Source organism: Pseudomonas sp. GD03858, assembly GCF_029840925.1.
Lineage (GTDB): Bacteria > Pseudomonadota > Gammaproteobacteria > Pseudomonadales > Pseudomonadaceae > Aquipseudomonas.
The window spans coordinates 28,336-39,499 of sequence record NZ_JAOCDM010000041.1 but is presented as its reverse complement, the minus strand read 5'-3'; the positions used below and the strand labels follow the sequence as shown (position 1 = coordinate 39,499).

Here is an 11,164-nt window from a genome sequence, read left to right as displayed (position 1 = left end):
GATGGCACAGGATTGACTGGCCCGAAACAAATGTAGGAGCGGCCTTGCGTCGCGATGCGCCGCGCGGGCGGCGCTCGATCTGATAGGCGCTGCAACCCTAACGGCGAACACCTGGCGGCCTTCACTCGACCAATAGCCCTTGCACCCAAAGACCTCGAAAGGGCTGATTCGTGGTGTGGGTGGTCGAAATGGCAGCCAGGCTCCGATGCTTCAGGGCTTCAGACCAGCAGGTCCTCGTGGAACGCGCCATAGGGCAGTTTGGGATGGGCGATCTGGATTTCCAGTATCCACAGTCCTGCGCCGGGCCGTTCGTCGAAGTCGCCAAGATCACCGGCGCGGTAGATGGCGTGGGGAAAATCGCTGACTCGGTGCCCCTTGATACCCATGTTGAGTTTCCAGCCCATGGCTTGCGCGCGTTCTGCAGCGAAGCGATAGAGCTCCACGCCGTTCACGCCTTGTGACCGCCAGTGGCTCTCGACGTCGGCGAACAACGCCTTGGCGGCATCCGCGCAGGCCTTCATCTGCGGGTCGTTGCCCGTGACGAACGTCGTACCGGCGTCACCTTCGTGGCCTTCCCATACCACGCCCATGTCGATGAAGTAGATATCCTGCTCGCCCAGCACCGGATCACCCTCGGAGCGCTCCTTGAAGGTCTTCAGCGTATTGCTGGCGAAGCGGATATGGGTGGGGTGCCAGATGCGCTGCATGCCCAGTTCGGCCAGCACCTGTTGACTCATCTCCCGCGCCTGGGATTCGCGCATGCCGGGATGGATGCCCTGGGCGATGCGTTCGACGGCCTCCCAGGTCATGCGCTGGGCGTGCTTCATCAGGTCCAGTTGGTAGGGGGCGCCTACGGCTTCCTTGGCGGCGTTGGCCGTGGTCATGACGTACTCCTTGTTGTCAGGCTTATCGTTGTGCTTTTTGTGATATAGCGCTCAAGCTGTCCTGTCCAAGGGATAGCCTTCCGGGCGCAGGCTGCGCAGCAGCATGTCGGCCTGGGCCTGAGTGGCGGCGCGGGTGGGCTTGATCTGCCCCGAACTGCCCGGCGCCATGCCAAAGCGGAAGGTTGCCAGCGAGGTGGACCAGAGGAACAGTAGCAGATGCTCCGGCGCGGTCGGCGTGATCAACCCGCGGTCCATCCACTGCGCCAGGCAGGTCAGGGTCTGCCGGGCGCTGTCGCGCAGGCGCTCGGCGCGCTCGCCTGGCAGTTGCCGGGCACCGTGCAGCATCTCCTTGAGCCAGACGCGAACGGCACCGGGGTGCTGACGGGCTACTTCGGCCTTGGCCTTGAAGTAGCGCGGCAAGGCCTGCTCGGGGTGGGCATCCGGCACCAGGCTGCGCGAGGCGCGCAGCAAGGGTTCCATCACCAAGTCAAGCACGGCCGCGTAGAGCAGACGCTTGTTGCGAAAGTAGTAGAACACGTTGGCCCTGGGCAGGCCGGCGCGGGCGGCAATGTCATCGACCCGGGCGGCGGAGAAACCGTGGAGGGCGAACTCTTCGCTGGCGGCTGCGAGGATCAGTTGCAGGTTGCGGTCACGGATACTGGGCATGGCAAAAGCGTACTTCTGAAGCGATATGTTCAAAAGTATATAACGATTAGCTGTTTTCCAACAGCTGTGCAATCGCCCAGCCTTTTGAGTGGCTGTGGGAGCGGGTTTACCCGCGAACACCGGCATAGCCGGTGCCAGGTCGGTATTCGCGGGTAAAGCCGTCTGATCAGCAGGTTTCGCGCCAGGCGCGAATCTGCTCCAGCGTGGCGGTCGCGCCGCCGCAGACGATCACCAGCACATTGCCATGGGCCGCCAATGCGTCAGGCCGTTCGATCAGGGCCAGCGCGGCGCCGCAGGCCGGCTCGACCAGCAGGCGGTGATCCAGCAGCAAGCGCTCGCAGGCATCGAGCGCTTCGCGATCGCTGACCAGGTGGCTGAGCACCGGGTGCTGGCGTGTGCAGGCCAGGGCCTGTTCAGCCACGCGCTTGGCCCCCAGCGACGTGGCCACCGATGTGATGCCTGGCAGCTCCACGGTGTGACCGGCCGCCATGGCCGCGTGCAGCGATGCCGCGCCCTCGGTTTCCACCGCCAGCACTGGGACATCCCGCCAGCCATTGCGCTGCAGGCCTTCGACCACGCCACTGAGCAGGCCGCCGCCGCCAACCGACAGCACCACTGCGTCGGGCTTGTAGCCTGCCTGGGCGACTTCGTCGATCATGCTCGCGTGCCCGGTCCACAACAGAGGATCGTCGAACGGATGGATGAACGCATCGCCCGGCGTGATGAGCGTCTGTGCGTGCGCATTGGCTTCCTGCCAGGAGCCGCCATGCACGACCACGCGGGCGTTTTCCAGGCGCAGCAGCTCCTTGGCCCGCTCGGTGGTGGTCTGCGGCACCACCACGGTCACCGGCACGCCCAGCTTGCGTCCGGCATAGGCCACCGCCAGGCCTGCGTTGCCGCCGGACGATGAAATGAAGTGGCGAGCGCCGCGGCCATGGTGGATTTCGCAGGCGTGGCCGACACCGCGCAGCTTGAACGAGCCGCAGGGCTGCAGGGCTTCGAGCTTGAGCCAGACCGGGCGGCCGGCGCTCAGCGACAGTGGGCGGGATTCGATCAGTGGGGTGCGAATGTGCAACGGCATGGCGGGCTCCGTGGTCATGGATGTGGGGCCGGGGAGCTTTCGCCCCGCAGCTGCTCCAGGTAGTTGTAGATGGTATAGCGGGTCACACCCAGGGCATCGGCGGCCTTCTCGACGCCGCCCTTGACGATGAACAGGCCCCGCTCCTGCATCACCCGCACGGCGTCGACCTTGGCCTGTTTGTTCATCCGACCCTGGCCGCTGCGTTGCAGCGCAGCCTGGATGATCTCGGCCATCAGCACGGCCATGTCGGCCGGCTCGTCGCTGGCTGCCGGCATGGCGCCCAGGGGTTGGAAGTGCTGGAGAAACGCCATGGCCGCGTCGAGACCGCTGACATCGGTGTTCACGCACAGGCTGGCGAAGGGCTGGCCGGCGCTGTCGCGAAAGATCGCCGTGGCGCTGCGCAGGGAGCGGCCCTTGAGCGTGGTGGGGTAATCGGGCAGCACCACCGGCTCGCAGCCGTGCTGCGAGCCGCAGGCCTGCATCAGTGCCTTGAAGCCCTGGTCCTGTTCGGGCGCGGCAAGGATCGGGCTGCCGACCTGGCGTCCCGACAGGTGGCCATTGGCGATGGCCACCACCGAGCGCTCGGGGTGGTCGAGGTCGTGCAAGAGGATTTCGACATTGCGCGGGACGACGCTGGCCAGGGCCTGGAGAGTGGCCTTGAGCACGGTGAAGGTGAGCTGGCGCTCTTCGGCGGATGTCATCATGGCATGCACTCAAAATCAATTTTTTGTTGATTTTTGCATGCATTGTTGAAATTGGCTAGCGGGCTGTTGCAGGGGGGGATTCAGCTTCGGGCACAGAGGCAGCGTGCAACCTGATGGATGGCACCGGCTCTGCCGGTGATCACGGGCAAGCCCGCTCCCACAGGCAGAAGCGACGTACCTGTGGCAGCGGGTTTGCCCGCGAAGCGGCTACCTCAACCCAGCTTCGGCGTGCGCGGCGGGATCATGCGGCGCGAGCCGGTCGACTCGAAGGCGGCGGCGAATTTCAACAGATTGTTGTCGCTGTAGGCCTTGCCAGCGAAGGTCAGGCCCACCGGCATGCCGATGTCTGCCATCACGCCCATCGGCACGGTCACGGTCGGCACGCCCAGGTGACGGATCGCCAGGTTGCCGTTGGCCACCCAGATGCCGTTGCTCCAGGCGATGTCCGCCGACTCGGGGTTCACATCGGCATCCGCCGGGCCGACGTCGGCCACGGTGGGGAACAGCACCGCGTCCAGGCCTTGAGCATCCATCCAGTCTTCGAGGTCGAGCTTGCGGGTCTGTTCCAGGCCGCGCAGGCCATCGGGCACGGTGGCGATCTGGTCCCAGGTCTTCAGGCCGCGCTTGGCCATGTTGACGTATTCGTCCATGCCTGCGGCCAGGTCATCCTCACGGTTGGGCAGGGTTCCCGGGTCGTGGGGGAAGATCTGCGGGCCATCGACATCGGCCAGGCGGTTGAGCCTGGGGTCGTCGTTGGCGCGCAGGAAGTCGTCGAAGGCCCAGCCGGACAACTCCCACAGCTCGTCGTGCAGGAACGCCTTGCTGACGATGCCGCGGTTGAACACGGTGGGCGCGCCCGGGCGGTCGCCTTCGCAGTTGGAGACCAGCGGGAAGTCGGTCTCGACCACTTCGGCGCCGGCCGCTTCCAGGGCCTGGCGCGCCTGCTGCCACAGGTCGATGACACTGGCGCGGGTGTTGATGCGCTGGCCGGTCGGACCGCCGATGCCGGGCTTCTCCGAGGTACCGGCTGCGGCGTCGGCGTTGATGTACATGCGTGGCACGGCAAAACGCTTGCCTTTGAGCGACTCGGCGCCCACGGCCAGGTCCAGGTACGATTGCGGACGCACGCTCGAGGCGGTCGGGATCGGCACCCAGGGTTGCAGGCGCCACAGGTCGCCACGGCTGTCGGCGTCGTCGGCCACCACCACATCGAGAATTTCCAGCAGGTCGGCCATGGTTCGGGCATAGGGCACCACCACGTCCATGGTCGGCGTCAGCGGCCAGTTGCCGCGCACCGAGATCACCCCGCGCGACGGGGTGTAGGCGCACAGGCCGTTGTTCGAGGCCGGGCCACGGCCACTGGACCAGGTTTCCTCGGCCAGGCCGAAGGCGCTGTAGCTGGCGGCGGTGGCGGTCCCGGCGCCGTTGGACGAGCCCGAGGCGAACGGTGCGGTCAGGTAGTCGGCGTTGTACGGGCTCTCGGCGCGGCCGTACACGCCACGCTGCATGCCGCCGTTGGCCATGGGCGGCATGTTGGTCTTGCCCAGGCAGATGGCGCCGCCGGCGCGCAGGCGCTCGACGGTGAAGGCATCGCGCTGGGCGACCAGATCCTTGAATGCCGGGCTGCCGGACGCGGCGGTCAGGCCCTTGACCAGGTAGCTGTCCTTGGCGGTGTAGGGAATGCCGTCCAGCGGGCCGAGGGTCTCGCCGCGTGCCCGGCGCGCATCGGAGGCTTCGGCCTCCTTGAGCGCGTCAGGATTGCGGACGACCACGGCGTTGAGTGCGGTGGCGGTGTCCTTGCCATCGTAGGCGTCGATACGCGCCAGGTAGGCCTTGACCAGTTCGACGGCGGTCGTGCGGCCGGACTCGAGCGCGTCGCGCAGCTCGGCAATGGAAACCTCGGTTACCTCGATCATGCTGTCACCACAGTTGTGCAGGTGGAAAAATCATGGCGGCGAGTGTAGCAAGAAGGTCCCGAGGGGCGCAGGCATGCAGCGGGGAAATGCTTCGTTGCAGCGGGGCAAAACGTTGTGGGAGCGATGCGCTATCGCTCCCGCGCGCGTATCAAATTAGATCGGCCGCGGCATGCCGTTCCGGCACCTGGCTCGCCTCGTCGCCCCAGGTACGGTTGACCCGGGTGCCGCGCTGCACCGCCGGGCGCTGGGCGATGATTTCTGCCCAGCGCTGCACATGCGGGTATTCATGCACCGCGAGGAACTCTGCCGCGCCGTACAGATTGCCGCGTACCAGCTGGCCGTACCATGGCCACACGGCGATGTCGGCGATGCTGTATTCGTCGCCGCCCAGGTAGGTGCTTTGGGCCAGGCGCTGATCGAGCACGTCGAGTTGGCGCTTGGCCTCCATGGTGAAGCGGTTGATGGCGTATTCGAACTTCTCCGGCGCGTAGACGTAGAAATGACCGAACCCGCCGCCCAGGTAGGGTGCCGAGCCCATCTGCCAGAACAGCCAGTTCAGGCTCTCGGTGCGCGCGGCCGGTGCCTTGGGCAGGAAGGCGCCGAACTTCTCCGCGAGGTACAGCAGGATCGAGCCTGATTCGAAGACCCGCACCGGTGGTTCGACACTGCGATCGAGCAACGCCGGGATCTTCGAGTTCGGGTTGACGTCGACGAAACCACTGCCGAACTGGTCGCCCTCGCCAATGCGGATCAGCCAGGCGTCGTACTCGGCGCCAGCGTGCCCCAGGGCCAGCAGCTCCTCGAGCAGGATGGTCACCTTGACCCCGTTGGGCGTGGCCAGGGAATAGAGCTGCAGCGGATGCTTGCCCAGCGGCAGCGGCTTGTCGTGGGTGGGGCCAGCGACCGGGCGGTTGATGCTGGCGAATTGACCGCCCGAGGGTGCCTCGAAGGTCCAGACCTTGGGCGGGACGTAGCTGGGCTTGCTCATGCGCGAAGTCTCCTGGAAGCAGGGATGTCGTCAGGTAAAGACGTGGACCTGCATTCATGCCATGGGTTCGGCGCGCGGGACAAATGCATTCGATGCATAACGGGTATCGAAGGCGAAGGCTTTACTTGCGCAACATTGTGGGTTTCAGCCGCGAAGCCCCGGGCCGTGACTGAAACCCACGGCAGGCCGTCAGGCCACCGGAATCAATGGATCGGCAGCTGCCAGCGCAGCCGCTCGATCGTCGGCGGCCGGAGGGTAGATCCACACCGAATTGATCTGCTGCTTGAGCGCCTTGGCCTCGACCTTGTCGGTAGGCGGCGAGACCGTGCGCTCCCAGCCTTCGGTATACACCGCGCCCCAGGCGCCGAGGTCCAGGCAGGTAACGTACTTGGGTTGGCTGTAGGTCATCGGCGCCACGCCGATCAGTTCGGCGGCGGCATTGTTGCCGGCATAGCGGCCCAGTGGAATGGCGTGCTGGCAGGACATCACGGCGTGGTTGCCGGTATCGTCGCATGCCGCGTACGCCACATCCCCGGCGGCATACACTGCCGCGTTGCCCTGGACCTTGAGGTGGCCGTCGACGTGCAGGCGTCCTTGGCGGTCACGCTCGCCGCTGACCTGCTCGGTCAACGGATTGGCCTTGAAGCCGACGGTCCAGATCACCGTGCTGGCGGCGATGCGCTCGCCGTTGTCGAGCAGCACGCCACCGGCGTCCACCGCCGCCACCGTGGCGCCGCAGATCCATTCGATGCCCAGTGCCGCCGATGCTTGTTCGATGGCCGGGCGAATACCGTCACCCAGCGCGGCGCCGATCTTCGTGCCACGGTCGACCACCACGATGCGCAGCCTGGTGTGCTCGCCCAGGATCTTGCGCAGGCGCGCCGGCAGTTCAGTGGCGGTCTCGATGCCGGTGAAGCCGCCGCCAGCCACCACCACGGTATTGCGTGCCGGGCTGTCGGGGCGGCTGGCCAGGGACTTGAGGTGTTGTTCCAGGCGGCTGGCCGAGTCGATCTTGTCGACATCGAAGGCATGCTGGTCGAAACCTTCCAGCGTTGGTCGGTTGAGCAGGCTGCCGCAGGCCATGATCAGGCGATCGTAGCCGAGCTTCGCCTCTTTGCCCGCGGGGTCACGGTAGGTGACCTGGCGCGCGTCTTCGTCGATGTGCAGGGCGCTGCCTCTGACGAACTGCACACCGACCGTGTCGAACAGCGCCTGCAGCGGCGCGGCCATGGTGTGGACCTCGGGCTCGTAGAAGCGTGGGCGGATATGCAGTTCGGCCTGAGGTGCGAGGAGAGTGATGCGCACGTCGTCGCGCTGGTGCTGGTCGAGCAGGCGGGCGGCGCCCAGGGCGCTCCACAGCCCGGCGAAGCCTGCGCCAATGATCAGGATCTGTTTCATGGGGTGCTCCTGGCGGTTCCGAAGACCGGGGTTGTTGGTGTTGTCGGTTCGGGCACGGCGGTGGGAAAAGCGTACGCCTTGCTGGCTGGGATGGGCCGCGTGCCGACAGACGTGAGCCGCGGGGGATCACTTCTGCCGCCAGGATGCTAAGCGCCCGGCGTTATTGGCCCTAGGCCAAAGAACCCTGGATTTCGGCCAGTGGCACGCAGTGGGCGAAGCGCGCGCGGTAGTCGCGCGGGGTCACGGCCAGGTGGCGCTGGAATGCCAGGCGCATGCGTTCCTCGCCACCAAAGCCACAGCGCCGGGCGATCTGCTCGATGTGCAGCTCGGTGTTCTCCAGCAGCCGCCGCGCCGCTTCGAGGCGAAACAGTTCGATGGCCTTGGCCGGCGTGCGGCCGGTCTTCTGCTTGTAGACGCGGGTGAAGTTGCGCAGGCTCATGCGTGCCTGCGCGGCCAGGCGCTCGACGTTCAGGCGCGGGTCGTCCAGGTGGTCGTTGAGCCACACGTGCAGCGCGTCGAACGCGGCGCTGTCCTCGCCCTGGGCCTTGAGCAGTTCGCTGAACTGCGCCTGCCCGCCCGGGCGCTTGAGGAACACCACCAGCTCGCGGGCGACCTCCATGGCGACGCCACGGCCGCAGTCGCTTTCGACCAGCGCCAGTGCCAGGTCGATGCCAGCGCTGACGCCTGCCGAGGTCCAGACATTGTCCTGTTGCACGAAGATCGCTTCGCCGTCCACGTCGATGGCCGGGAAGCGTTGGTGCAGGGCGTCGCACATGGCCCAGTGGGTCGCCGCGCGGCGACCGTCGAGCAGGCCGGCGGCGGCCAGCAGGAAGGTGCCGCTGCACACCGAGGCGGTGCGCCGGGCTTGCGCGGCGGCCAGGCGCAGCCAGCTGACCAGCTCGCCGTGCTCGGGCAGGGTGCGCACGATCTCCGGGGCGCCCGGCACCACCAGGGTGTCGAACGGTTCGCGCAGCCAGGGTGCCAGGGGCTCGGTGGCGATCGCCAACCCTTCGGCGGTGCTGACCAGGCCGCCCTCGAGGCTGGCGGTGATGATGCGGTAGCCCGGCAGGCCGCGCGCGGCCCGGGCCTTGGTCGCGGCCCAGAACACGGTCTGCGCGCCGGTCAGGTCAAGCAGGCCCATTTGCCCATAGGCAAGAAACAGCAGGGTGCGCGGTTGGTCGAGGGCCGGCACGGGCGAGGCGGGCAGGTGCGGGTTGTCGGTCATGGCGCGCGGCTTGCGAACGAAGGCATGGCCATAGTCGAGCAGCTCGCGCGGCGTTGATCAAGCGCCGCGCGAGCAGTGGTTCAGAAACTGTAGTCGAGCGTTGCGAAGTACGAACGTGGCGTGCCCAGCAGCCACTGCTCGCCGCTGTGCGCCGAAGCCACGTACTGGCGATCGAGCAGGTTGTTCACCTGCAGGCCCAGGCGCACATCCGGCAGCACCTGCCAGCCGAGATTGGCATCGACCACGGTGTAGCCGGGCACTTGCTGGCTGTTGGCGACGTCGGCGTAGCGCTGGTCCACATAGCGCAGGCCGATACCGGCGTCGACGGTCTGGCCGAAGCCTTTGCTCAGCCATAGGTTGGCGGTGCGGCGCGGGACGTTGGCCGGACGATTGCCGGCGCGGTCCATCACGCCCTGGGAGGTGCTTTGCAGATACTCGTCGTACTGTGCGCGCACCAGCGCGGCGTTGGCGGACAGCTGCCACTGGTTGCCCAGCGCCAGCTCCAGCGTGGCCTCGAGGCCATCGGAGGTCTGCTGGCCGGCTTGCTGCTGGAGCTTGGAGACCGGGTCATAGACCAGCAGCTTTTTCTTGACGATGTGGTAGGCGGCCAGGGTCCACTCCCCACGGCCTTCCCAGAAGCGCTGCTTGACGCCGAACTCGGTCTGCTTCGCCTCGGTCAGGTCGTAGTTCATCTGCGTCGGGCTGAGGCTGACCAGGTTGCTGACGCCGTCTTCGCTGGTGGAGTACTGGCCGTAGAACGACAGGTCTTCGGTCAGCGCATACACCAGGCCAACCCGCCAGTTGCCACCTTGCAGGCTGCGATCGTTGCGGGTGTCGTTGACCAGGTTGTCGCGCTCGATATGGTTCTGGTCGCGGCGCACGCCGGTGACCAGCGACAGGCGTTCTGTCAGCTCGGTGCGGTTTTCGGCGAACAGGGCGAAGGTGCGGGTGGTGGACAGGGTCTGCGGCTTGAGCGGCGAGTCGCTGTGGAAGCCACCCGGAGCCGGGTGCCAGGGGTCGATGTAGTCGCCTGGCTCGGCATCGATATAGGGCGAGTTGCTGTCGACGTTGAAGCGGATCCGGTTGTATTCAGCGCCGGCCACGGTCTTGCTGCGCAAGCCGAACAGGGTGTGGTCGAAGGTGAAGCTCTGGCGATCGCCGATCTGTTCCTGGTTGTGCTTGATCTCCAGGTAGCTGCCACGCTGCAGCAAACCGGTATCGGCCTGCCAGGTATAGTCCTCGGCGTTGCGCCAGTGACGACGGCTCTTGATGTAGTACAGCTGGTTGCTGGCGCTGACGTTGTCGCTGATGATCCAGTCGGTGTTGAAGCGCGTCCATTCGTCGTGGTAGCGCTGCACGTCGTTACGCACGTTGTAGTTCTTCTTGCTCAGGCTGCCGCGCAGGTGACCATCGATCAGCGGGGTGCCGAAGTAGTTGGCCGGCTGCGCGTCGCCACGCTCGTGGGCGAGGGTGAAGCTCAAATCGTCGCTGGCATCGAAGCGCAGCGCGGCGCTGAGCGCCAGGCTACGTGAGTCGGTGCGGTCGACATAGCCGTTGCCTTCCTGCTTGTTCAGGGTGACACGGTAGCTGAGGCGTTCGCTCAGGCTGCCGCCGCTGTCCAGGCCCAGTTGCTGGCGATCCCAGGAGCCATAGCCGAGGCGTACATGATTGCGGATCTCGCCGGCGAACGGCTTTTTCGGGATCACATTGACCACCGCGCCGGTGGCGCCCTCGCCATACAGCACCGAGGCCGGGCCGCGGATCACGTCGATGCGCTCGACCATCCACGGATCGACCGGGAAACTCTGGGTGCCGGCGCCGGTGTACAGCCGCGCGCCATCGAACAGGGTCATGACCGAGCTGTGCCCGGTGAAACCACGGGCGGAGAGGGCGGTGCCGCCATTGCCCGGAGTGCCGATGAAGGTGATGCCCGGCGAGCGGGTGACGGCGTCCTGCACGGTCAGGTTGTTGCGCTGCTGGATCTGTTCGGCGCTGATGCTGCTGGTGCTGGCCGGGGTTTCCAGGGCGCTGAGGTTCAGCCGCGAACCGGCCTGGGTCGGGGTCGTCAGGTCGACGGTTGCCTGGTCGCGGGTATCGGTGATCGCCGTGGAGGGCAGGGTGAGGGCGCCGACCTCGTGCTCGTCGGCCAGTGCCGGCAAGGAGACGGCCAGGCAGGCCGCCAGGGTATGAAGCTTGGGGTATCGGGACATGTCGTTCCACTGCTGCAGGAATGAATGGATCCCGGTGGAAACAATGCATAGACGCGCGACCCACGCACGCAGGCGCGCACGCGGATACCGGC

9 protein-coding genes are annotated in these 11,164 nt (G+C 66.5%); all 9 read right to left on the bottom strand.

Annotated features, from left to right (window positions below; genetic code table 11):
- Positions 1–218 precede the first annotated feature (218 nt).
- Entirely contained in the window at positions 219–884 is a 666-nt protein-coding gene (locus N5D48_RS13140; RefSeq protein WP_279884815.1) for a M24 family metallopeptidase, read from the bottom strand.
- Between the two features lie 51 nt (positions 885–935).
- Positions 936–1,550 (bottom strand): TetR family transcriptional regulator C-terminal domain-containing protein, encoded by a 615-nt coding sequence (locus N5D48_RS13135; RefSeq protein ID WP_279884813.1) that lies wholly within the window; start codon positions 1,548–1,550, stop codon positions 936–938.
- 166 nt (positions 1,551–1,716) lie between these two features.
- Entirely contained in the window at positions 1,717–2,631 is a 915-nt protein-coding gene (locus N5D48_RS13130; RefSeq protein ID WP_279884811.1) for a pyridoxal-phosphate dependent enzyme, read from the bottom strand.
- 14 nt (positions 2,632–2,645) lie between these two features.
- The gene (locus N5D48_RS13125; RefSeq protein ID WP_279884809.1) at positions 2,646–3,335 is read right to left on the bottom strand and encodes a PAS domain-containing protein; all 690 of its coding nucleotides are present in this window, start codon (positions 3,333–3,335) and stop codon (positions 2,646–2,648) included.
- Positions 3,336–3,547: 212 nt separating this feature from the next.
- Positions 3,548–5,251, bottom strand: a complete 1,704-nt coding sequence (locus tag N5D48_RS13120; RefSeq protein WP_279884807.1) for an amidase — start codon at positions 5,249–5,251, stop codon at positions 3,548–3,550.
- Positions 5,252–5,399: 148 nt separating this feature from the next.
- Complete coding sequence (yghU, locus tag N5D48_RS13115; RefSeq protein WP_279884805.1) at positions 5,400–6,239, bottom strand: glutathione-dependent disulfide-bond oxidoreductase; 840 nt, start codon at positions 6,237–6,239, stop codon at positions 5,400–5,402.
- A gap of 189 nt (positions 6,240–6,428) precedes the next feature.
- Entirely contained in the window at positions 6,429–7,637 is a 1,209-nt protein-coding gene (locus N5D48_RS13110) for an NAD(P)/FAD-dependent oxidoreductase (RefSeq protein ID WP_279884803.1), read from the bottom strand.
- A gap of 169 nt (positions 7,638–7,806) precedes the next feature.
- Entirely contained in the window at positions 7,807–8,862 is a 1,056-nt protein-coding gene (locus N5D48_RS13105; RefSeq protein WP_279884801.1) for a helix-turn-helix domain-containing protein, read from the bottom strand.
- Positions 8,863–8,942: 80 nt separating this feature from the next.
- The gene (locus N5D48_RS13100; RefSeq protein ID WP_279884799.1) at positions 8,943–11,072 is read right to left on the bottom strand and encodes a TonB-dependent receptor; all 2,130 of its coding nucleotides are present in this window, start codon (positions 11,070–11,072) and stop codon (positions 8,943–8,945) included.
- Positions 11,073–11,164 lie beyond the last annotated feature (92 nt).

Bases quoted from the DNA above. Each gene is read 5' to 3' on its own strand.
- N5D48_RS13120 (WP_279884807.1), bottom strand. From the start codon at position 5,251: ATGATCGAGGTAACCGAGGTTTCCATTGCCGAGCTGCGCGACGCGCTC.
- N5D48_RS13105 (WP_279884801.1), bottom strand. From the start codon at position 8,862: ATGACCGACAACCCGCACCTGCCCGCCTCGCCCGTGCCGGCCCTCGAC.
- yghU (WP_279884805.1), bottom strand. From the start codon at position 6,239: ATGAGCAAGCCCAGCTACGTCCCGCCCAAGGTCTGGACCTTCGAGGCA.
- N5D48_RS13125 (WP_279884809.1), bottom strand. From the start codon at position 3,335: ATGATGACATCCGCCGAAGAGCGCCAGCTCACCTTCACCGTGCTCAAG.
- N5D48_RS13110 (WP_279884803.1), bottom strand. From the start codon at position 7,637: ATGAAACAGATCCTGATCATTGGCGCAGGCTTCGCCGGGCTGTGGAGC.
- N5D48_RS13135 (WP_279884813.1), bottom strand. From the start codon at position 1,550: ATGCCCAGTATCCGTGACCGCAACCTGCAACTGATCCTCGCAGCCGCC.
- N5D48_RS13130 (WP_279884811.1), bottom strand. From the start codon at position 2,631: ATGCCGTTGCACATTCGCACCCCACTGATCGAATCCCGCCCACTGTCG.
- N5D48_RS13140 (WP_279884815.1), bottom strand. From the start codon at position 884: ATGACCACGGCCAACGCCGCCAAGGAAGCCGTAGGCGCCCCCTACCAA.
- N5D48_RS13100 (WP_279884799.1), bottom strand. From the start codon at position 11,072: ATGTCCCGATACCCCAAGCTTCATACCCTGGCGGCCTGCCTGGCCGTC.